General features: G+C 58.4%; 18 protein-coding genes and 2 pseudogenes. 12 read left to right on the forward strand and 8 right to left on the reverse strand.

Features of this window, described 5'->3' with window-relative positions; all coding sequences use genetic code 11:
* The first annotated feature begins 91 nt into the window (after nt 1–91).
* Nucleotides 92–1,097, forward strand: a pseudogene (locus AC0QKW_RS02995) (isopenicillin N synthase family dioxygenase).
* A 123-nt stretch (nt 1,098–1,220) separates the two neighbouring features.
* Nucleotides 1,221–1,814, forward strand: a complete 594-nt coding sequence (locus AC0QKW_RS03000) for a Uma2 family endonuclease (protein ID WP_473149571.1) — start codon at nt 1,221–1,223, stop codon at nt 1,812–1,814.
* Between the two features lie 62 nt (nt 1,815–1,876).
* On the opposite strand, the gene AC0QKW_RS03005 is transcribed toward AC0QKW_RS03000, so the two are convergent.
* Nucleotides 1,877–4,168: an FAD/NAD(P)-binding protein gene (locus tag AC0QKW_RS03005; RefSeq protein WP_473149572.1), complete on the reverse strand. Its 2,292-nt coding sequence runs from the start codon at nt 4,166–4,168 to the stop codon at nt 1,877–1,879.
* 499 nt (nt 4,169–4,667) lie between these two features.
* On the opposite strand from AC0QKW_RS03005, the gene AC0QKW_RS03010 reads away from it, so the two are divergent.
* Nucleotides 4,668–6,119, forward strand: a complete 1,452-nt coding sequence (locus AC0QKW_RS03010; protein ID WP_473149573.1) for an iron uptake porin — start codon at nt 4,668–4,670, stop codon at nt 6,117–6,119.
* Between the two features lie 83 nt (nt 6,120–6,202).
* Here the strand turns inward: AC0QKW_RS03010 and AC0QKW_RS03015 are convergent, their stop codons facing one another.
* The 6 genes from AC0QKW_RS03015 to AC0QKW_RS03040 form a co-directional block, all read right to left on the reverse strand.
* Nucleotides 6,203–6,811 carry a TetR/AcrR family transcriptional regulator gene (locus AC0QKW_RS03015; RefSeq protein WP_473149574.1) on the reverse strand — a complete coding sequence of 203 codons (609 nt, stop codon included), beginning with the start codon at nt 6,809–6,811 and terminating at the stop codon, nt 6,203–6,205.
* Nucleotides 6,812–6,882: 71 nt separating this feature from the next.
* A complete protein-coding gene (locus AC0QKW_RS03020; protein ID WP_473149575.1) occupies nt 6,883–7,659 on the reverse strand; it encodes an ABC transporter permease in 777 nt (258 codons plus the stop codon).
* 111 nt (nt 7,660–7,770) lie between these two features.
* The gene (locus AC0QKW_RS03025) at nt 7,771–9,045 is read right to left on the reverse strand and encodes an ABC transporter substrate-binding protein (RefSeq protein WP_473149576.1); all 1,275 of its coding nucleotides are present in this window, start codon (nt 9,043–9,045) and stop codon (nt 7,771–7,773) included.
* Nucleotides 9,046–9,079: 34 nt separating this feature from the next.
* The gene (locus tag AC0QKW_RS03030) at nt 9,080–9,925 is read right to left on the reverse strand and encodes an ABC transporter ATP-binding protein (protein WP_473149577.1); all 846 of its coding nucleotides are present in this window, start codon (nt 9,923–9,925) and stop codon (nt 9,080–9,082) included.
* Between the two features lie 21 nt (nt 9,926–9,946).
* Entirely contained in the window at nt 9,947–11,098 is a 1,152-nt protein-coding gene (locus tag AC0QKW_RS03035) for an acyl-CoA dehydrogenase family protein (protein ID WP_473149578.1), read from the reverse strand.
* A 69-nt stretch (nt 11,099–11,167) separates the two neighbouring features.
* The gene (locus tag AC0QKW_RS03040; RefSeq protein ID WP_473149579.1) at nt 11,168–11,701 is read right to left on the reverse strand and encodes an OsmC family protein; all 534 of its coding nucleotides are present in this window, start codon (nt 11,699–11,701) and stop codon (nt 11,168–11,170) included.
* A gap of 507 nt (nt 11,702–12,208) precedes the next feature.
* Here AC0QKW_RS03040 and AC0QKW_RS03045 point away from each other — a divergent pair.
* The 7 genes from AC0QKW_RS03045 to AC0QKW_RS03075 all read left to right on the forward strand — a co-directional run bounded on the left by AC0QKW_RS03045 (nt 12,209) and on the right by AC0QKW_RS03075 (nt 18,777).
* Nucleotides 12,209–12,904: an NIL domain-containing protein gene (locus AC0QKW_RS03045; protein WP_473149580.1), complete on the forward strand. Its 696-nt coding sequence runs from the start codon at nt 12,209–12,211 to the stop codon at nt 12,902–12,904.
* Between the two features lie 28 nt (nt 12,905–12,932).
* A complete protein-coding gene (locus AC0QKW_RS03050; protein ID WP_473149581.1) occupies nt 12,933–13,850 on the forward strand; it encodes a TauD/TfdA dioxygenase family protein in 918 nt (305 codons plus the stop codon).
* Between the two features lie 99 nt (nt 13,851–13,949).
* Nucleotides 13,950–14,501: a 1,2-dihydroxy-3-keto-5-methylthiopentene dioxygenase gene (locus tag AC0QKW_RS03055; protein ID WP_473149582.1), complete on the forward strand. Its 552-nt coding sequence runs from the start codon at nt 13,950–13,952 to the stop codon at nt 14,499–14,501.
* Between the two features lie 85 nt (nt 14,502–14,586).
* A complete protein-coding gene (locus tag AC0QKW_RS03060; protein WP_473149583.1) occupies nt 14,587–16,314 on the forward strand; it encodes a fumarate reductase/succinate dehydrogenase flavoprotein subunit in 1,728 nt (575 codons plus the stop codon).
* 100 nt (nt 16,315–16,414) lie between these two features.
* A complete protein-coding gene (locus tag AC0QKW_RS03065; protein ID WP_473149584.1) occupies nt 16,415–16,642 on the forward strand; it encodes a 4Fe-4S dicluster domain-containing protein in 228 nt (75 codons plus the stop codon).
* Between the two features lie 115 nt (nt 16,643–16,757).
* Nucleotides 16,758–17,735, forward strand: coding sequence for a HEAT repeat domain-containing protein (locus tag AC0QKW_RS03070; RefSeq protein WP_473149585.1), 978 nt, complete (start codon nt 16,758–16,760; stop codon nt 17,733–17,735).
* Entirely contained in the window at nt 17,728–18,777 is a 1,050-nt protein-coding gene (locus tag AC0QKW_RS03075; protein ID WP_473149586.1) for an Mrp/NBP35 family ATP-binding protein, read from the forward strand. Before AC0QKW_RS03070 ends, AC0QKW_RS03075 begins: the two co-directional genes overlap by 8 nt.
* Before the next feature lie 107 nt (nt 18,778–18,884).
* Here AC0QKW_RS03075 and AC0QKW_RS03080 read toward each other — a convergent pair.
* Nucleotides 18,885–20,653: pseudogene (locus AC0QKW_RS03080) on the reverse strand (SLC13 family permease).
* Nucleotides 20,654–21,099: 446 nt separating this feature from the next.
* On the opposite strand from AC0QKW_RS03080, the gene AC0QKW_RS03085 reads away from it, so the two are divergent.
* A complete protein-coding gene (locus tag AC0QKW_RS03085; RefSeq protein ID WP_473149587.1) occupies nt 21,100–21,897 on the forward strand; it encodes a cyclic nucleotide-binding domain-containing protein in 798 nt (265 codons plus the stop codon).
* Between the two features lie 142 nt (nt 21,898–22,039).
* The gene (locus tag AC0QKW_RS03090; RefSeq protein ID WP_473149588.1) at nt 22,040–22,324 is read left to right on the forward strand and encodes a hypothetical protein; all 285 of its coding nucleotides are present in this window, start codon (nt 22,040–22,042) and stop codon (nt 22,322–22,324) included.
* Nucleotides 22,325–22,470: the final 146 nt, after the last annotated feature.

Consider the following 22,470-nt stretch of genomic DNA (forward strand, 5'->3'; position numbering starts at 1 on the left):
GCATGCCTAATTTAGTTGTAATTCGAGCTACAAATAATCCGTTTAAGATCTAAAAAGATAAGTGCAGTACGTTGTGGCTTTAACAACAACCATGTCACAGACCATTCCTATTATCGACATTGCCCCACTGCGACTATCCCCAGATTTATCTCTGCCCGTGGCCGAGCAACTGTCCGTGGCCAAGCAGTTGGGGCAAGCCTGTCGTCGGCACGGTTTCTTTTACATCACTGGCCACGGGGTGGACGAGGGGTTGCAGCAGCAGCTTGAAGCCCTCAGCCGCGAATTCTTTGCGCAGCCGCTAGAGGCGAAGCTAGCCATCGCCATGGCCAAGGGTGGCCGCGCCTGGCGGGGCTACTTTCCCGTGGGGGGAGAGCTGACCTCGGGCCAGCCCGACCTGAAGGAGGGACTCTACCTGGGAGCCGAACTGTGTAACGACCACCCTCTGGTACAAGCGGGTACGCCGCTGCACGGGTGCAACCTATTCCCATCAACAATTCCCGAGCTGCAACCGACGGTGCTGGACTACATAGCGGCAATGACGGCGTTGGGCCACACCGTAATGCGAGGCATTGCCCTCAGCTTGGGCCTGGAGGCCGACTATTTTGACCAGCGCTACACCCGTGACCCGCTGATTTTGTTTCGCATTTTCAACTATCCTGCCGCCGAGGCCACCAGCGACCGCTTGGGGGGTAGGAGAACACACCGACTACGGCCTGCTCACCATTCTCAAGCAGGATCACCTGGGGGGCTTGCAGGTGAAGTCCCAGGGGCAGTGGATTGAGGCCCCGCCTGTCGCCAATACGTTTGTCTGCAACATTGGCGACATGCTCGATCGCATCACAGGCGGTCTCTACCGCTCGACCCCGCACCGGGTGAGGAATGTGTCGGGGCGCGACCGTCTCTCCTTCCCCTTCTTCTTTGACCCCAACTTTGAAGCCACCGTCGAGCCGGTTACCTCCCTGGTCGGCTCTGGGCCGGACGACGGTTGCGATCGCTGGGACGGAGCCAGCCTGCAACTGTTTGAGGGCACCTACGGGGACTATGTGCTGGGGAAAGTGGGGAAGGTGTTTCCGGAGTTGAGGCGAGAGGTGATTTAGGGGTAGGGAGTGGGGGGGTAGATGGGTGGGGGGTGAGGGTGAGCATTTAGAATTAGAGTGGCCTACCTGCCCAGACAACTGCGCTTAATTTCAGCCCTTCAGACGCTTGCCTAGCCTAGCTGTATGATTGCCGCCAACGATAGCACCCCTCGCCTCACCCCCGACGAGTACCTGGTTTGGGAAGAGGTTCAGCTAGAGAAACATGAATATATCAATGGCGAAGTCTACGCCATGAGCGGCGGCAGCGTTAACCATGGCCGCATTGCCGTTCGTTTAACCAGCTTGTTCGATACTCATCTAGACGGGAGTGATTGCATCACGGGAAACTCCGACATCAAAGTCAAGATTGTCGAAGCCCAAAACTACACCTATCCTGACGCCAGCGTGACCTGTGACGATCGCGATAAAACGACGACCCAATACATCACCTACCCCTGTTTAATTGTTGAAGTATTGTCAGACGCCACCGAAGCCTACGATAGAGGCGGCAAATTTAGAATGTATCGTCAAAATCCAGTGCTACAGGATTATTTATTGGTGAGTTCTACCCAGATTGAAATGGACTTGTATCACAAAAATGAGGCTGGCGACTGGATGATTATCAACTACAAACCAGGCGACACCATCGAACTCAGCAGTATTAACCTGCGCTTTGCGATCGAACAAGTTTATCGTGAGCTTACCCTCACCTCAGAGTCCCAATATGATCGTCCGTAACCGTTCCTGATTTATGCCTCGCGCTTCTACTCCCCACTTCCTACTTCCCACCCATCCACTCCTCAGATATACATCGCAAAGTAGCTCTCGAAAATCTCAGTGTTGGTCGTCAAATTCTGCTCCGTTTGGTCGCGATCTTCTCGAACTTCCGCAGTCGTCTCTGCATCGCCGGGGGGAATGAAATCGCCGCAGTACTCGTTGGCGGGCACGGCCTGGTGCATCTTTTTGGGGTAGCTGAGACCCAGGTGGGCCATCAGGGTAATGAACTGGTCGCGGGTGCGGTCACTAAAGCGGGGGTTGAGCCGCTTTTCTTCGCCGATGGTGGAGACGGTGCGGCCTTGGTAGTCGTGGGCGGGGTAGACCCAGGTGTCGTCCGGCAGGGTAAATAGGCGCTGGATGACGGTGTCGTAGAGGGTGCCGGCGTCGCCCCCTTGCAGGTCGGTACGACCGCAGCCGCGAATCAGCAGGGCATCGCCGGTCAGCAGATGGGTGTTGTTCACCAGAAAAGCGAGGTGGCCGCTGGTGTGGCCGGGGGTAGCGATCGCCTCAATCTGCACCGTCCCCAAACTCAAAATTTCGCCGTCGGATAGGGTGTGGTCGGCGGCGCGGGCGGCGGTGTTTTGGGGCACCAGCACCTGGCAACCGGTCTGCTGGCGCAGCTTGCCCGCCCCGGTGATGTGGTCGGCATGGATGTGGGTCTCAAGGCAGTAGCGCAGGGTGAGGCCCAGGTCGTTGAGCACCTGAAGGTCGCGATCGCCCTTTTCTAGCACGGTATCGACTAGCGCTGCCGATTGGGTTTGGCTATCGGCAATTAAATAGGTATAGGTGCTCGACTCGGGGTCAAATAGCTGCCGAAAGACCAAGGTGGAGGTAGGCAGCACCGGGCGAGGATCGCCACAGTCTTGCACCAGGGCCAGGTCGCGCTGGGGAAAAGCGTAAACCCGAGCGGGCACCGGGCGCACCCGTACCGGCAGCGATTGTAGCAGCGTAGAGGCCAGCGTCTGGGCCTGTTCTCGCAGTTCTGGCACAGCAATGGTTTCCCACAGCTGGCCCTTGCGGGGGGTGCCCAGGGTGTACAGCCAGGGCGATCGCTGTCCCTGCCCGTTTAGCACGGCTCCATCGGCGCTAGTGTCGAGGCCCAAGCCCAGGTTGCAGGGGCGAATCAACCCCTGGTCGCGCAGGCTAGCGATCAGCGGGTGGGAAGCGGTGCGGTAGTTCACCTGTGCACCGGTACAGTGAATCACTCGGCTCACTTTCAGCGCTTTGGTTTCCTGGGCACGGCGGGGGCGATAGGTGACATTCACTCCCACCGGACTATCCTCATAGTCCACGATCCGTCCGGCCAAAATGCTCAACTGGCCCGACTGCCGCAGGGTTTGAATTACGTCGCCAATCTCTGGCGCAATCCGGTGGCGGTGTACATCCCAGTAGGGGTTGAGGTGGCGCAAAAAGCGTCGCTGCTCGGGGCGGGGTAACTGCTGCCAGAGGTCTTGGGTGATGGGTCGCAGGGCATCGACCACCGCTCGCCAGTCATAGCCGTAGGCGGTGGCCGTATCCACCTCGCGCCGTAGCCGTTGCACTAGGCCGCGCACGGTAGTCGGGGCAGTCTCTGGGGTCAAAAAGGTTGGGTAGGGCTGGGCCGAGCGGTGGGGCAACGGGGCTACCCCCCGGCGAGAGAGGGCAACAATCGGGCCACGGTGGTGGCGGCTGTGCAGCGAAATCACCATATCTACCATGGTCAGGCCAGTGCCCACCAGTAGCACCGGGGCATTGGCGTCGAGACCGTCCAGCGCGTTCCACGACCAGGCGTGGCGCAGGCAGTTGCTACCGTCGTGCGTGCCAACTACCCCAGGGGCATTACCCAGGGCCAGTACCAGGCGATCGGCGGCAATACTTTGCCCGCCCGCCAGGGCCACCCGTACCCCCTGCTCCTGGGAAACAATACTCACCGCTTCATCGTTGACCCGATCCAGCCGCACAGAGCTGGGGGCCGAGGCCTCCGCCTCTTCCAGAATGGATTGAATGTAGAGCCCGAACACGGCTCGCGGAATAAACGAGCTGGCGTCAAACCCCTCCGGGAAAAACCTGGCCAGGGCCGTGCGATTGTAGTTGAGCCAGCGCAGCAAATGCCCCGGCTCGTCGGGGAATGCGCTCATTTTGCCCGCCGACACATTCAGCAAGTGGTGGGGGTTAGTGGTGCTGTAGGCCACTCCCTGCCCCGCCTGGGGACGACGCTCCACCAGCTTGATCGTCAGGGGGCGATTGGCGGTTTTCAGCAGATGGGCCGCTACCAGCGACCCGCTAAATCCACCGCCGAGGATAGCGATCGTGGGGGGCGAGTTGAGGGGGAGCATGGGGTGGAGGAGTAAGGGGTGAGGGGGTGGAGGGGGGACAAATATTTTTTGAGGCGCGATCGCAGGCAGAACTACCCAGACCTAGCCTGCTTGTCGTGGATATCAAACCGACCTAGAAATTAGTTGCGATTGTAGCTCAATTCACATACATTTCGAGTCTAGTGTAGAAAGATAGCTTTAGCCTTTGGGCTACTCCTACACCTTCTCAAGCTGAAGTTCCTTCCCGTAGCTGAAGTTGCCCTTGGGGAACAGCTTCAGCTTTTTTATGTCCTGAGCAATCGCCGCGATCGGGGTTCAGCCACTAACCCTGGGTTGGGCATTGCTGCCCTGGCTAGCCAAGGCCAAGGTGAAGTGCCGCACTGAGTCACAGGTCTGAAATAAAACAAGATTGCAATTCATTTGCATTTGTAGTTCCAGATATTTCTTTCCTTGTTTTGATCGTCTTGAATAGTTGGGGGCAAGTTTGCCCTTCACGTATTTAACGGTGTGAGGAAAATGAATGGTTAAGTTACTTTGGCAATCTTTGCTGGCCGTGCCCGCTGCTCTGGGCGCAGTCGGTGCTGTTTCAAGTGGTGCGATTGCGGCTGAATCTGCGGTCACCCCCCAGCTCAGCAGCATCAATCAAGACTCTATTCAACTGGCTCAAATCACTAGCGTGTCGGAACTCACCGACGTGCTGCCCTCCGACTGGGCTTTCCAGGCGCTGCAAAGCCTGGTGGAAAACTATGGCTGCATTCAGGGTTATCCCGACCGCACCTTCCGGGGTCAGCGCAGTCTGACTCGCTTTGAGTTTGCCGCGGGTCTCAACGCTTGCTTAGATGTGATTGCGACTCTAATCGCTCAGTCTGGAATCAATCCCGACGACCTGGCGACCATCCGTCGCCTGCAAGAAGAGTTTCAGGCTGAACTGGCCACACTGCGCGGTCGTGTCGATGCTCTAGAAGCTGAAACCGCCACTCTGCGGGCTCAGCAGTTCTCCACCACCACCAAGCTGCGGGGACAAGCAGACTTCCACCTGGTCACCCCCTTCGATACGCTGCCGGGTCAAACCAGCACCAGCGTTGCGGCTCGGGCGCGGCTGAACTTTGACTCTAGCTTCACGGGCCGCGATCGCCTGCGCATTCGTCTCCAGGGTGGTGATGGCAATGCCATTCCCCCACTGAATGGTCTGGCCAATGCAAGTGGTAGCGCCTACAACGTCACCATTGACGACTTCTACTACAGCTTTCCCCTCGGTGATCGCATCAAAATCACCGCTGCGGCCCGTGGCTTACAGGGTGATGACTGGGTCACTAGCACCATCGTGCCCTTCGATGGCCCCTCAGTAGCAGATGCCGGTGGCCCCGGCTTCTATCGGTTTGGTGGCAGCAACTCCAACGGTGCGGGGGCTGGTATCAGCATTGCCTTTACCGACAACATCGTGCTAGATGCCGGGTACACCGCTGGCAACCCAGGGGCTACTAACCCGGCGGTGGGTATCTTTGCCGCCACCAGCCAGAGCTATATCGCTCAGCTCAGCTTCCTCAGCGATGGCTTCCTCGACGCTGCCGTTGCCTACCTGCACAATGACCAGTCAGCTATCTTCCAGGGCGGGCTGCCTGGTGCCACCGATACCTTTGCGGGTCTGCTCAACCTCGATTTTGGGAGCTTTTTCATTGCCGGTCATGGGGCTTGGCAAACCTTCAACGGCGGTAACGACTTCAGCTGGACAGCGGGTGCAGGCTTCCAAGACTTCCTGATTGAAGGCTCTCAGCTCGGTGTCTACGGCGGTCAGCTGCCTCAGCTGGTTGGCTACAGCAACAATCCTTTTCTGGTTGAAGGGTACTGGCAAATCCCCTTCAATCAGTTTCTGACTATCACCCCCGCGCTGATCTACGGCGACGCCAACCTGGCGGCGGTTACCGACAATACCGGCTTCTGGGGCGCTGTGCGCGCTACCTTCCGCTTCTAGGATTTAGTTTCAGGGAGTTAGAAGCATAACTCTTAGATCGACCCTACCCCATTATCCATTGAGAGAATGGGGTAGGGGTCTGTTTATGAAGCCGATTCAGGATCCTCTCGTAGGGCGTTGAGCAGATGGCGACGCACCTGCTCAAACCCAGCCTTCAGCCGTTCAGGCCGCTGATAGAGCCGTCCCAGCAGCAGCCCTCCCTGAATTAGCGTCAACAGTTCTGCGGCTAGGGCTTGAGGATCAATCGCTGGCTTGAGCTGGGCTTTGGCCGAAACCAGCCGACTGGCAAAGGCCTGCTCCCACTGTTGAAAAATCTCAATTAAATGATCGCGAAAGGTGGGATCGTACTCCGCCAGATCCACCACCAGATTGCCGAGAAAGCAGCCAAAGCAATTCTCCGTGCTCAGGTGCTTGGCTTCTAGGGCATCAATCATCCAAAAAATCTGGGCGACGGGGTCATCGAATTGAGCAGAGGCCGGGTCGATTAGGTGAGTCTTAAGCCGTTGCCAGTCAAAATCAATCAGCGCATGGCCCAGCTCGTCTTTGGAAGCAAAATAGTTGTAGAAACTGCCGGAAGATGCGCCGCTCAGCCTCAGCAGCTCGGTTAGCCCGGTGCCGTTCAGCCCCTTTCGGTGCACGCGCTCCAGCATTGCCTCAAGCATGTCTTCACGGGTGCGTTTACGATGAACCATCCCTGGCGTTACCTATCCCACACCACTAAAAAGTTAGAAATAGAAAGCTAGCAAGCCTCTGGACACCTCGATTATGCCTGATGATTCCAGGATTGATTGGCCAGCCGCAGGGCTGTGTCGAGCAAGTAGCCAATTAGACCAATGATGAGAATTACGGCCACTAGCTCTGAATAGTCAAGGCGATCGCGGGTATCTAAAATGTAGTAGCCTAACCCCGCTCTCACCCCCAGCATTTCCGCCGGTACCAGCACAATCCAGATGATGCCTACCGCCAACCGCAGCCCAGTAAGCAAATGGGGAATAGTCGCAGGCACGACTACCCTGGTCACAGTCTCCCAGCGGGTGGCGCAGAGACTGCGCGACAGCAGCAGCCAGCGGCGATCGACCGAGGCCACCCCCGCTGCCGCATTCAGCATCAGCGGCCAAACCGCAGCCACCGTCAGCAAGAAGTACACCGGCCAGTCGCCAATACCAAACACCATCACCGCCACCGGCATCCACGATACCGGCGAAATCATCCGCAAAAACTGAAACAACACCGACGTCGCCTCTTCCACCATTCGCGACAGACCAATCAGCAGCCCCAGGGGAATGCCGATCAGCGTGGCGGCGAACAGCCCCACGAATACCCGCCGCAGGCTGGCCCAAACGTGGGGAAAAATAGCCCCAGAGGTCACCATCTGCGCGATCGCCGCAAAGGTGCGCTCTGGCGAAAAATCACCAATCACACCGCTGTGCCACAGGGGCGTAGTCGCCAGCCACCAGATCAGCAGCGTGGCAACCACTCCCCACAGGGAGACAGGGATGGGGATGGAGAGACGGCGGGGTGGTGAGGTGGTGAGGGACATAGGTAAGAAGTAGGGGGTGGAGGGGTGAGGGGGTAGGGGATGGGTGAGGTAAATTGGGTCTTGGGTTTCAGGGTTCAATGTCTCACGCAGACACTCCCTACTCTCCACTGCTTACGCATAAGCCCGCGAGAACTGCCCCAACTGGGCCACCTGGAAGCTTTCTTCTCGTAGCAGAGAGTCGGGCAGACCAAAAACCTGAGGGCCACCCACCGATTGCAGGGCCTGCTTCACAAAGGAGTCATCCACCAGGTCGCGGGCTACCTCAGCGGGCTGAAGCCCTTGCAAAAAGGCGTTGTCGCCCTCCACCTGGGTCTGCTGAAGCAGCCGCACCAGCTCTTCGGTGTAGGAGGGAAAGGGGTAGGGCTGAAAGTCAATGCGCTGGGAGGCCCAGTCAGCATGTTTGATTGCCCCCTGCTTGGCGTAGGTGTCGGCATCGAAGCCGGTGAGCACCTTTTGCAGCACAGCCTCGGGGTGGGGGGTATAACTGCCGCCGTCTTTAGAGAGTAATTGGGCGGTTTCAGAGCGGTGGTCGCGAATCCAGAGCTGGCTTTTGACCACGGCATTCACCACCCCCTGAGCCCATTCGGGGCGCTGGTTGAGGTCATCTTCGTGCAGAAAGACGACGCAGCAGGCGTGGTTTTTCCACACGTCGCCGGTAAAGCGCAGCACCTTGCCATTGCCCGAGGCTTCCCCCGCCGCGTTGAAGGGCTCGGCCACGATGTAGCCCGCAATACTCTTGTTGGCCAGGGCCGACACCATTTCGGGTGGCGGCATGACTACCAAATTCACCTCGTTGGGCTGGATGGCTTGGGTGCCAGCTTTGGTGACGACCGTCAGGCCCGCCTGCCCCAGCAGCTGTTGCAGCACCACATTGTGAATGGAGTACCAGAAGGGCACGGCGATCACCTTACCGCCCAGGTCTTTGACCTCGTTGATGTCGGGCTGCACAGTGAGGGCAGAGCCGTCGGTGTGGTTCCAGGCAACGATTTTGCCAGGTACTTTTTGAGCCCCGTAGCGTAACCACACGGTAATTGGGCTGAGCAGGTGTACCACGTTGACCTGTCGGGCCAAGAAGGCTTCAACAATGTCGGCCCAGGAGCGAAACAGAATCGGCTGCTCAGTGGTCAGACCCTCGGCTTCGTAGAGCTGATTAGCGTGGGCAATCAGCAGGGGGGAGGCATCGAGAATGGGCAAGTAGCCAATTTTGACGGGTTGATCGAGAGCGCCGATCGCGGTGGTATTAGTCGCAGGAGCATTTTCGGTGGTCGTGGACTGGGTGCCACAGCCTCCGGCGATCGCACTGAGAGTGGCGGAACCCGTAAAGAGGGATGCGAGTTTGAGGAAGTCGCGGCGGTTGAGGCCGCAGCATGCGCAGAGGGGGTTCATGGGGGGGAAGGGGTAAAGGGTAGGGGGTGGGAGGTCAGGGGGTGAGAATGGGTTTTTCCATGACCTCGGAGAGGGTGGTAAAGATCTCGGCACGGAGGGCCATGAGGTCTTCGGTGTGGCGTACTCGGGGCTGGGGGGTGGTGACGGCCCATTCACGATGGATGCGGCCTGGATGGCGGCTCATGAGCAGAATGCGATCGCCCAGCAGAAGTGCCTCGTCAATATCGTGAGTGACGAGCAGGGCAGTGCAGCGGCGCTGGGCGATAATCCCCAGCAAAAGCTGCTGCATTTCAAGCCGGGTAATGGCATCGAGGGCGCTGAAGGGTTCGTCCATCAGCAGGAGCTGGGGGTCGCGGGCAATGGTGCGGGCGATCGCCGCTCGCTGAGCCATACCCCCCGAGAGCTGGTGGGGATAGGTACGGTGAAACCTCTCTAGCCCGACGCTGAGCAGAGCCTGGTCGATGCGGCTGCGCAGCTCGGGGCGCGACAGGCGCGGCATGTGGCTGAGCTGTAGGCCCAAAGCAACATTCTGCTGCACTGTTAGCCAGGGCAAGAGGGCCGCCTCTTGAAAGATCAGCCCAATGTGTGGATCGGGAGCCTGAATGCGCTGCCCGTGCAGGTAAACGTGGCCCCGGTCTGCTGATTGCAACCCGGCAATAGTGGAGAGCAGCGACGATTTGCCGCAGCCGCTGGCCCCCAGCAAACAGACGATCTCTCCAGGCTGCACGATTAGGTGAATGCTATCGAAGACGGTGAATGGCCCCTGGGCGGTGGCGTACTGCTTGGTCAGATCCTCCACGACCAGGGTGGCGTGGTCAGGCGATGCCCTTTGAATACCCTGGGCCACAGGGAATGAAGACGAACGCAATTGACTGCTCATGGAACTGACTCACTCTAGTTATCAGGTAGCAGGCAGAGTCTGCAAGACTTTCTTTAAATGCTTGAGGGCTGGGGTGACCATGGCCACAAAGTAGGCTTCGCGCAGGCGACGCTCGATCGCGCCCCCCTGCAAATAGCTCCTGGCCCCGGCGTGGAGCATGTCGGCTTGAGAGGCTCGCAGCGACAGCTCCGAAGCGTCGGCACGGGCCTGCACCACCCGACGAAAAAAGCCGGGTTCGGTATAGGGGGGCTGGGCGTTGAGGGTGTTGGCCAGGGCGTAGGTCTGCGATCGCAGCCGCTCCAAATCCGCCTCAATACGATCCACCGAGTCATCCAAATAGCCATTCACATGGCCATAGCGCTGATTTGAGCGCTTCATGCTGTCCACGCAGGCCTGAGTAAGCCCCAGCCCCATGCCTACCTGGGCCAGCACAAAACCCGGCTTAATGCGATCAATGTAGTCAGCGCAGGGGGCGGCCAAGATCCACTCGTCAGGCACAAACGCCTGGCGTAGCTGGCAGCTAAATGTGTTGCTACCCTCCAGGGCAATGAAGTGAGCGGTCGATTTGAGAGTGAGACCGGGCAGGCGATCGGAGACGATCGCCATTAAATAGTCATCGCTGTCGGCAATTTTGGCCACCACCGCAAAGTAGTGCCCCGACCCCAGATTCGACACCCAAGGCAGCAGCCCCTCGATCACATAGCCCCCCTCTCGCCGCTCAGCCACCAGGGCAATTTTTTCAATGTCTGCAAAGTGCTTCATCGGGTTCGATAGCCCCGTCCCCGCCAGCACCTCACCCGTAGCAATCTGAGGCAGCACCTGGCTTTGCAGCACAGTATTGTCGGTATTTTGAGCATACCAAACGCAGGCAATGTGGCACCAGGTCATAAACCCTGTGCACAGACAGGTTTGCGACACTGCCTCAATCACCTGCACTGCCGAGCGAAACCCCTGACCCTGTCCACCAAAAGCGGGAGTCAGACTTTGCCCAAAGCCCCCCAAGGCACCCAGGCGGTGCAGAAACTCACGGGGATACAGTCCATCTTGGTCGATGGCAGGCACCAGGGGGGCGAGGTGCTGTGCGATTGTGGCTTGAGTCTTTGCGAGGTCAAAAGGAATCGCCGCTGGTGGGGAGGTTTCTGCGGTGCGATCAAGTAGAGCGTTGGGGTGCATGGGATTGGGTGGGTAGGGGGTAGGGGGTAGGGGTGAGGGCAGATACTCCCCACTCCTCACTCTTCTTCATTAGGCCAAAGCGACCTCCATATTCACAGGCAGCCGCAGGGTGTTGGCCACGGGCGACCAAGCGTTAGCGTGGGCCACCAAGTCATCCAGTTCTTCACGGCTGGCGTTGCCTTCGATATCGACCTTGACGCGAATGGTGCTAAAGCCAAGGCGCTTTTCTGACAGGTCGCCAATGCCCCAAACCCCGGTGATATTGATGTCGCCCTCCAGCTCTAGCTCTAGCTTGGTGAGCTGAATGCCGCGCCCGATGGCGTTGGCGTGAATGCCTACCGAGAGGCAAGACCCCAACGCTGCCAACACCGCTTCAGAGGGGTTGGGTGCTGTGTCCTGACCCAGTAGAGTAGGAGGCTCGTCGATCACGTGGGCGGGCAGATCACGCACGTAGGTGAGGTTGCGAAACTGACCTTCACAAACGGTTTTGGCGCGCACGGTGGCAATCGCATTGGGGTTGTTGCGGGCCTTCTCAGCCAGTCCCTTGAGGCCCTCCTGGCTTACAGGGCGCAATCCTTGGCTTTCAGCGGTGAGTTGAGTCATAGCAATGCTTCAAATAGAACGTTCTACACAATTGAATCAGCATAGTACTTGCCGAGTTGTATCTCAGGAAGCTATTTAGCTAAGCCCAGCATTTGTCCCAGTCATTATCCGTGACATTCCAGGGGGCAATGACCATGTTCGAAGAGTGCCACAATCTGAAGTGAATTGCAAGTTGGCTGAATTTCAACTGAAATCTAATTTTACGGGGTTGTCTCAGTGCGGATCCTATGCAATAAGGCGCTCGACGATCGCAGAAGCTCTAGTCTAGCTTTGAGCGGGTCGGGCAGCCCTCTCGCCAAACTTCTGGTTTCATCCCTAAGGTGACGTCGTCGTAGCGCACACATCGATCCAGTTGTGCAGGCATGCAGACTGTATAGTTAAATCTCAAATGTAATTCGCTCTACTTACAATTCGAGCAGGATTGTGATTTAGTTGCTAACGGTAAATTTATGCCATGTCTGAGATTGCCGTAGATGGATGGTCAGACTCTGTACTTTTTGCTCTGCCATGTGGTACTCAAACCTAGAATATGAACTGGTGAATGGGGAACCCTGGTTCCCCTCGGCTCCGGTGGGGTTGCCGCGCCCGCTGACGTTCTCTCCCCCTAGGGAGCACCAGCGCTACCCACGTCCCCTAGCCACACCCCAGGCAAGTTCATCGCCTACCGAGCCAGTGGTGTGTCAGGTAGTGATTCCGCCGACGTACCAGCGGCTGCCAATTTTGTCGCGGCTGACCTCGCGCTTTGGGGTGACAGTCAACATTTTGGGGGCGGCACTGTCGGCCCGGCGCAAGCGGGGCGGCGAGTTTGTGCTGGCGCTGGGGGGCGGGCCTCAGCAGCAGGCAAGTTCGCTGGCCTACTTGAAAGACTTGCAGGTGCAGTTTGTGCCAAAGCGAGATATCAAGACCACACCCAGACTGCTGAATGAGGGGGAATCCCTAGAGCAGAAGCCGGTGGTATTGCCCAGGGGATGCGATCGCATTCGTCTCCAGCTCCACATTCCGGCCCACTGCCATCCCCAGCCGGTAATCTCTGACCTGGTCAAAGACCACGACGTGGCGGTCACCATTCTAAGCGCCTCCCTGCCTAGCCACGGTGAGCACGACGGCTGGTTTGAGCTGGAACTTTGGGGGTTGCCCACGCGGCTTGAAGCAGCGATCGCCACCCTTAACCAGTCCGACTGCGCCCTGTGGCTTCAGTCTTAGAAAATTTTTACGGATAACGGACAGTTCTATGACTCTTCAACCCTTTGAGGTTCGGCCCGTTGCCGGTCGCATCGGTGCCGAAATTGTGGGCCTCGACCTGAGCAGTAACCTTGGCGACGACGTCATCCAGGCGATTCGGCGCACCCTGGTGCAGTACAAAGTGATTTTCTTTCGCCACCAGCACGAGTTGGATTCAGAGGGGCAAATTGCCTTTGCCCGCCGCTTTGGCCCCATCACCGCCGCCCACCCCACCCTGCCGCCGCTGGAGCAGCGCCCCGAGGTGCTGGATTTGAACTACGGCAAAAATCACGGCTACGCCAACTACTGGCATACCGATGTCACCTTTATTGATCGGCCAGTGCTGGGTGCGGTGCTGCGGGCGGTAGAGATTCCCCCCGTGGGCGGCGATACGATTTGGGCCAACACCGTCACCGCCTACGACGACCTGCCCGAACCGCTCCAGGCCCTGGCCGATCGCCTCTGGGCCATTCACAGCAATGCCTACGACTACACCACCGGGGCCACCCATCTCAGCGACTACTTCAAAAAGTATCGTCAAACCTTTGAATCGACCGTGTTTGAAACGCGCCACCCGGTGGTGCGCATTCACCCCGAGTCAGGCGAAAAATCCTTGGTGCTCGGCGGCTTTGTGCGCCGCTTCCAGGGGCTTTCTCAGGCAGAATCTGAGGATCTGCTGCGCACCCTGCAAAGCTACGTCACCCGGCCCGAAAACACCGTGCGCTGGCGCTGGCAACCGGGCGATGTGGTCTTTTGGGATAACCGAGCCACCCAGCACTATGCGATCGCAGACTACGGCCACCAACCCCGCCGCGTGCAGCGCGTCACCATCGTCGGCGATCTGCCCGTCAGCCCCAGCGGCGAAACCAGCGTAGCCCTCAAGGGTGATTCTGCGGCCTATAACGGGCTGTTGGCGGCGGTTTCTTAAAGGGCGAGAAATTCAAAAGTAGAAAGGCAAAATTTTGAACTTTGAGTTTCCCTTACCCCTAACCTCCAGCTCCCCATCCATCCACTTCCTCAAAAAACCATGGCAAAAATTCGTCTTGAAAATGGCCTCACCATCACTGACCTGCCCAGCATTGCCGCCACCCTGGCCCCGCTGGGCATTCATCTGCACCATTGGCCCATTGGGGAGAATGCTGAGCTGCGATCGCTCCTCGCTAAAGAAAGCCTGGACGATGCTGAAAAAGACACCGTTCTGACTGGGTTAGACCACTACTTCCGGCAGTTGCAGGAGTCCGACGGCTACCAAAGCCGCGACCTGATCGTGCTCAACCCGCAGGTGCCCAACCTGGAGAATCTGCTGGCCAAGTTCGACAAGATTCACACCCACGCCGACAGCGAAATTCGCTACATCGTCGATGGCGAAGGCGTCTTTGGCTTTGTGCTGCCCGACGAAACCCAGGTGGAACTGACCATCGAACCCGAAGAATATATTTACGTGCCCGCTGGCACCGAGCACTGGTTTGTGCTCACCGACAGCCGCCGCATCAAAGCCGTGCGCTATTTCACCACCACCGAAGGCTGGGTGCCAGAGTATACGGGGCGAGAGATTCAGGTGCAGCCCGTGGCCGCGTAATGAATTTTGGATTAGCGATTTTGGATTTTGGATCTGTAGGGGCCGACTCCCGTGGCTGCCCCTGCGTAGCGTTTGGAGAGATAGCGTGACCACAGCAGAGAATTTCGACTTTAAAACCCAGCGCATTCAGACCGATGTGCTGGTAGTCGGTGGCGGCACCGCTGGCACCATGGCGGGCATCAAGGCGAAGCAGGCCAACCCCGAGAGCGACGTGCTGATTTTAGAGAAGGCCAACATTCGCCGCAGCGGGGCGATCGCCATGGGCATGGATGGGGTCAACACCGCCGTCATTCCCGGCAACTCTACCCCCGAGCAGTACGTGCGCGAAATCACCATCGCCAACGACGGCATCGTCAACCAAAAAGCCGTCTACGAAACCGGGCGACTGGGCTTTGAGGTGATCCAAGAACTCGAAAGCTGGGGGGTGAAATTTCAAAAAGACCCCGACGGCAACTACGACCTCAAGCAGGTACACCGGGTGGGCAAATACGTCCTGCCCATGCCCGAAGGCAAAGACCTCAAAAAAATTCTCACCCGCCAGGTGAAGCGCCACGGGGTCAAGGTCACCAACCGGGTGATGGCCACCCGCGTGATCGTGCAAAACGGGCGCGCCACAGGAGTCGTCGGCTTTGACGTGCGCAGCGGCGACTTTGTGGTAATTCAGGCCAAAGCCGTGATTCTCTGCACCGGGGCTTGCGGTCGCCTGGGCCTGCCCGCCTCCGGATACCTCTACGGCACCTACGAAAACCCCACCAACGCGGGCGATGGCTACGCCATGGCCTACCACGCCGGGGCCGAACTGACCAACATCGAGTGCTTTCAGATCAACCCGCTGATCAAAGACTACAACGGCCCCGCCTGCGCCTACGTGGCCAGCCCCTTTGGCGCTTACACCGCCAACGCCGAGGGCCACCGCTTCATCAACTGCGACTACTGGAGCGGCCAGATGATGCTGGAGATCTACAAAGAACTCAACTCCGGCAACGGCCCCGTCAACCTGAAGATGTACCACCTCGACGACGACACGATTGCAGAAATCGAGTCAATTCTCTGGGCCAACGAGCGGCCCAGCCGGGGCCGCTTCCACGAGGGCCGGGGCGAAAACTACCGCACCCACGGCGTCGAGATGAATATCTCTGAAATCGGCCTGTGCAGCGGCCACAGCGCCTCAGGCGTCTGGGTGAATGAGCGGGCCGAAACCACCGTACCCGGCCTCTACGCCGCTGGAGATATGGCCAGTGTGCCCCACAACTATATGATCGGGGCCTTTGTCTATGGCCGCATTGCGGGCGAACATGCAATCGCCTACCTGCAAGGTCTCGACCACCTCGACCCCGACCCCGACTGGCTCGCCGCCGAGCATGCCCGCATTTATCACCCCTTCACCCAGCCCAACGGCATCCCCCATACCCAGGTGGAATACAAACTGCGCCGCCTGGTCAACGACTACCTGCAACCGCCCAAATCGCCCCACAAAATGGCGATCGGCCTGGAAAAGTTCGTCGCCTACACCGACACCCTCACGAGCATGGGTGCCCGCGACCCCCACGAACTAATGCGCTGCAACGAAGTCCACTTCATCCGCGACTGCGCCGAAATGGCCGCCCGCGCCTCCCTCTACCGCAAAGAAACCCGCTGGGGCCTCTACCACTACCGCCTCGACTACCCCGAAAAGAACGACGCCGAGTGGTTCTGCCACGTCAATTTGAAGAAGACGGAATCTGGCGAAATGGAGCTATTCAAGCGCCCGGTCGAACCCTACATCGTCAATGTTGACTTGAAAAAAGAAGTCTACGATGTCGCCGTCCGGTGATAAGGGTAGGGAGTAGGGAGTAGGGAGTAGGGGGAACCCTCACCCCTCAACCCCTCACCCCTCACCCCTCACCCATCCACCCCCTACCCCCTACCCACCCATGGCCCTAACCTCCCAACGTGTCGATGTCCCCGTGATCGTCGATGAATCGAAATGTCTGGAAAAATGCAACGCCTGCATCGAAGTCTGCCCCCTGGATGTGCTGGTAAAGAACCCCGAAACCGGCAAAGCCTATATGAGATACGACGAGTGCTGGTTTTGCCTACCCTGCGAGAAGGAATGTCCAACAGGGGCGATTACGGTGCAGATTCCGTTCCTGCTTAGATAAGGGAGCGCGGTGAACGGTAGGCGGTGGACGGTGTAAGGAAAAGCCATAACCGCAGACCGCAAACCGTACACCGTAAACCCTTCCCCTCCCCTGCCGTCATTTTGGAACCCTTCCCATGTACGCCGCTGATATGGACCCCGAAGTTGCCCAATGGGTCGATCTGCTGCGATCGCCCCTTCTAGACGATCGCCTCGTCGCCATCAAAACATTGCAACACCTAGGGGATGAGGCTGCGATCGCACCCCTGATCGACGTCCTCCAAGACGATGACCCGACGGTGCAGACCCTGGCGATCACCACCCTGTGGGAATTCGCCCATCCCAGCGCGATTCCGGCCTTGATCGACTGTCTGGGGTCGGCCCACGAGGCAGTGCGGTACGAAGCGCTGTCGGCGCTGAAAGAGTTGGTCTCGACCGACGACCTGATGAAACTGCTGGATGTGCTGCAAACGGGGAACTTCCACGCTCAGCTCAATGCCCTGGTGCTGCTGCGGAAGATCCACGACGCCCAGGCGTTGCCGTTCATTCTGCCGTTTTTTGAGTCAGAAAATGCTGAACTGCGGGAGGCGGCGGTGACCACTCTGCGCTATCTGAACCAGGTGGTGCGTTGCGAACCTGCGTTGGCCCTGGCTCGGGATCATTCAGAGGCGGTGCGGCGGGCGGCGGTGCTCACCTTGGGCCACCTCAGCGGCGAAGAAATTGTGCCCCTGCTCAGCACCTTGCTCACTCAGGATGCTGACTGGCAGGTACGGCGCAATGCAGCCCAGGCGTTAGACATTTTGGCTGACCCGGCGGCGATTGATGCGCTGGTGTCGGCGATCGCCGACCCGGAATGGCAGGTGCGAAAGTTTGCGGTGCGTGCCCTGCAAAAAAACGCTGACCAGCGTGCCCTCCCCTCCCTGATCAACGCCCTGGCCGATGACTCTTCTGACGTGCGGCGCGATGCGGCTACGGCCCTGGGCAACCTGGGGCAAGCCGAGGCGCTGTCGGCCTTGCAGCAAACCCTAAATGACCCGGATATAGACGTGCGGATTTTTTCGGAGCGGGCGATCGCCAAAATCAACCAGACCCTAGCCGCAACCGCCCATGGTTAGCCCTTTTCAGACCAGAGCCCCGGCCCCAGAGGAAACGCTCCCCAGCCCGGAGGAAGCAGCCCGCAAGACCGAAGTCATCGCCCAGCTCAAGCATCTGCGCGAATCTACCCTGGGCAACAACCTGGTTAGCCTGGGCATGGTGCGCCACCTGCGGGTGGTGAATGACTATGTTTACCTGCGCCTGTATGTGGGCGCTCACCAACTTGCCCTAAAACATCAGGTGCAGCAGAGTCTTTCAGCCCTGCCCTGGATCAGAAAAGTCTACGTGCAGGTCTGCACCATCCCCGGTGTACGTACGACCCTGGCGATCGCCAGCGGTAAAGGGGGCGTCGGCAAATCGACCATGGCGGTACAGTTGGCGATCGCCCTCACCCGCACCGGAGCCAAGGTCGGCCTGCTCGATGCCGACATCTATGGCCCCAACGTGCCCCAACTGCTGGGGCTGGGGCAGGCCCAGGTCGAGGTGATTGAAACCCCAGAGGGGCAGCGGTTTGTGCCACTAGAAACCCTCGGCATTAAGCTCATGTCGGTTGGGCTGCTGGCGGAACCCGACCACCCCCTGGCCTGGCGGGGGCCAGTGCTACACAAAATTCTTACCCAGTTTATTCAACAAGTCGCTTGGGGTGAGTTGGACTATCTGCTGGTTGACCTGCCCCCTGGTACCGGCGATGCCCAAATCACCCTGGTGCAAGAAAGCCCCATCTGCGGCGTGATCATGGTGACTACTCCCCATGCGATCGCCCTGGCCGACCTGCGCCGCAGCATCCACATGTTCCGCCAGGTGGGCGTGCCTGTACTGGGGCTAATCGAAAATATGAGCTATCTGGTGTGCCCCTGCTGCGACACCCACAGCCCGATTTTTGGCAGTGGCGGCGGTGCTCAGATCGCGGCTGAACTCTCGCTTCCCCTGTGGGGGCAGGTGCCCATCGACCCTGGCTTGAGCGAAGCGGGGGAAACAGTCCCAACGGCTAATTCCCTCATAAAAGAAATATTTGATCCGATTGCTCAGGGGTTGAATGGAACGTTTGGTAGTGAGGGGTGAGGTGTAAGAGGTAGGGAGTAAGGGGTAGGTCTGATGGAAACCTCAACCCCTGCAACCAAAAACCAAGACCTACCCCCTACCCATCCACCCCCTACCCTCTATCCCTTCTAAAACGGAAACACCCTCGGCGCAATCAGCACCGTCAGGCCCCAAAATACCAGGTTGAAGGGAATGCCCACCCGCATAAAGTCGGTGAATTTGTAGCCCCCTGGCCCATAGACCATCAGGTTGGTCTGGTAACCGATCGGGGTGCTGAAGCTGGCCGAGGCCCCGATCATGATCGACACCGCAAAGGGCAAAAAGCTCACCCCCAGGCTCTGGGATAGCGACAGAGCGATGGGAAACACCACCGCCGCCGCCGCGTTGTTGGTGATCGCCTCGGTTAGCAGGCTGGTGATGGCGTAGATCGCCGCTAGGGCCACCCAGGGGTTGCTGCCCGCCAGCCCCAGCACCGACTCCGAAAAGGCCGCTGCCGCCCCGGTTACCTCTAGGGCTTTGCCCAGGGCCAGAGCCGCCGCCACCACCAAAATCACCGACCAGTCGATGGCGCGAAACCCCTGCTGAAACGAGCAGCAACCGGTCACAATCATCAGCACCGCCGCCAGGGCAGCAGCGTGGAGCATGTCCATGAGGCCAAAGGTGGCGAGGGCCCCATCAGCACCAGAATGCCGAAGGCGATCGCGGCTTTGTCGTGGCGCAGCGGGTCAGAGTTGGGCACCGGGCTGATTAGGTAAAAGTCGCGGGAGGCGCTGCGCTCTTCCAGGAATGTTGGGTTGGCCTCTAGCAGCAGGGTGTCGCCGGGGCGCAGGCAAATGTCGCCAATTTTGCCGGGCAGGCGTTCGCCGTTGCGACCCACCGCCAGCACCACCGCCCCGTAGCGGCTGCGAAACTGCCCCTGGCGAATGGTGACTCCCACCAGGGGGCAGGTGTTAGAGACCACGGCCTCTAGCAGCGATCGCTCGGAGCGGGGCGAATCGAGCTTAAATACCTGGTCGGTGGCGGGCTTGAGCCCTCAAATTTGGTTGAGATCCACAATCGAATCGACCATGCCGACAAAGACGAGTTGGTCGCGATCGCGCAGCACCTCCTGGGGGGGCACCACCGTCAGCAGCTGCTCTCCCCGCTGAATTTCGGTCAGGTATAGCCCCGGCAGATGGCGTAGTCCCGCCTTTTCGACGGTCTTCCCGGCCAGGGGGCTGCCGTCTTCAACCACCATCTCTACGGTGTACTCGCGGGGGTCGTCGGTTTCGGTGATGGCGGGTTTGCGGGTGGGCAACAGCCACCGCTGGGCCAAAATCAGCATCAGGGAACCGGCGATCGCGCAGGGCACCCCCACCGGCACCAAGTCAAACATCCGCAGCCCCGGCAGATAGGTTTCGGCAATGATTAGCCCGTTCACCACCAGGTTGGTACTGGTGCCAATCAGCGTACACATACCTCCCATAATCGCCGCATAGCTGAGGGGAATCATCAACTTTGAGGGGCTAATCCGCAGCTTGCGGCACCAGTCGCTCACCGCCGGAATGAACATCGCCACAATCGGCGTGTTGTTTAAAAAGGCACTCAGGCTCACCACCGGCACAATCAGCCGAATTAGCGCCTGGGTTTGCCCTTGGGGCATCCCCAGCACCGTGCGCGACACCATGTCTAGCCCGCCGGTCTGCTGCAACCCCGCCACCACTACGTAGAGCACCGCTACGGTGACCATACCGGGGTTGCTAAATCCTGCCAGCGCCGTAGCGGTATCGAGCACACCGCTGAGCATTAGCACCGCCAGCGCGCCCAGAAAGATTGCCTCCGCCGCCAGGCTGGTGAGGGCGTTGAGCAAAAACGCGGTCAGGGTGACGGCGATCGCCAGCCACCCCTGCCAGCTCAAACTACTGGTCGATAGGGCCGCCACCAGTGCGAAGCTAAGGGCGATCGCCCCTATAGCAGCCAGACCGATCCACCCTCGACCGAGTCTATTAGGAGCAGAGGAAAGTGCCAAGCTGGCTCCAGAACGAGCATATTCTGTAAGCTGTTCATTTTCCATTTTATGTGGATTTCAATTGAACTTCACTTGGTCTAGAATCTAAGTGATGTAATTATGCCTGAGATAGTATGGCTTCTCCTATGACAGGCGATGGCAACTGTCCTGATCTCGTTTGGCAGAGCCGTACCAAAACATAGCTTCTCTCAAGGGTTTTGATTGGGGGCAGCACAAAAGCTATCCCTTGCTAGACACCGTTAACACAGCCCAGTAACCAGGCTAGGCCTATCCATTTCTGAGGTATAACAATGGTTGCGAGGGAAAATGGCAGAGTACGGAATTTACAGCACTCCATGGCAAAGGCAAAAAGCCCCAGTTTGGCTTCAAAAACGATTGAAACGTTGACGACCCAGAGCTTTTTGTTCCGTGGTTTAGAGCAAGACCCGTTGCTTAGCGACCTCGACTCCGAGGTGTTGGTGAGCGAGAAGCTTTACTCCAACCGCCCGGTTTACACTGCGTTTCGGCCTCACACCTGGCAAGAGCACCTATACGTGGTCATTGACGGCGGCCCGGTGATCTTGCGCAGTACCCCCCTCGACCGGATTTTGGCCCTCACCTATCCCGGCGGTTGCTTTGGCATGCGCAGTTTGCCCGTGGGCGTGGGTTCGGCAACAAGGGCCTTCCCCAGCCTGGTGGAAGCCTACAAGACTACTAACGTAATTAAGGTGCCAGTGCAGGTGGTGCAGGATCTATACGATCGCAATGAGATATTTCGCGATCGCTACACCCTGCTGTTTGAGCTGCGCGAAAAGTTTCAGTATCATCTGCTCAATTGCAGCACCTACCCTCCCCAGGCGGTGGCAGCGGTGCTGCGAGGGCTGATCTTTCAAGAGCGCAGTCTGGGTGCCCAGCCCCAGGGCAGCAGAGTGGAATACGTGTTTGACCTGCCCATCGACCTAATCGCCCGCGCCTGCCAGCTCAACCACCGCACTGTGGAGCAGGTGTTGAAGGGGCTGACCAAGGCAGGCTATATCAAGACCGATAAACCGGCAGAGTCGGCTAATGACCTGGTGAAGGTGGTAGACCCCGAAGGGCTCAAAGAAGTCTACGGTGCCACCCGCGACAAGGTCTCCTGGTGGCCACTGAAGTAGATGGCTTAGGCTAGGGTTAGCCCCTGACACTCACAGGACGCAAATACCCCCCACTGGCTCGACTCGTTGACGAAGAGAATCGTTAACCGAGAATAGAGGCAACTGGGGCAAAGCTTCAGACTCCAAAATCAAGGCTTAATCTATGACCCTAACCCTCGAACTTCCCTCAGCATTAGAGCAGTATCTTTTGCAGGCTGCGGAGCAGCAAGGGCTGTCGGTTGAGGCTATAACCCTAACGCTTTTGACAACATCACTTCAGCTTCAGCAGAAACAATCCGAAGCGATCGATATGCTCCAGTCCTGGATTGACGATGAGGACGCTGAAGAGCAAAAGGCCACAGGCCAATATTTGACCGAAGTTCTCGACGAGGATCGATGGTCTGACCGCAAGTTGTTCCCGCTTGAGATGCAAGGAATTACATGGTAGGCCGGGTCATTGTTTGGAAAGTACCTTGCGATCGCCCTAGGGCAAGATAATATGCAGGTATTTTCTCGTAATCTATCCAAATTTGGAATGATATACAGATAATTTCTGCATATCATTCCAAATTTGGATAGATATGCAGAAAGGCT

The sequence above is a fragment of the Pseudanabaena sp. PCC 9330 genome (genome assembly GCF_055795045.1).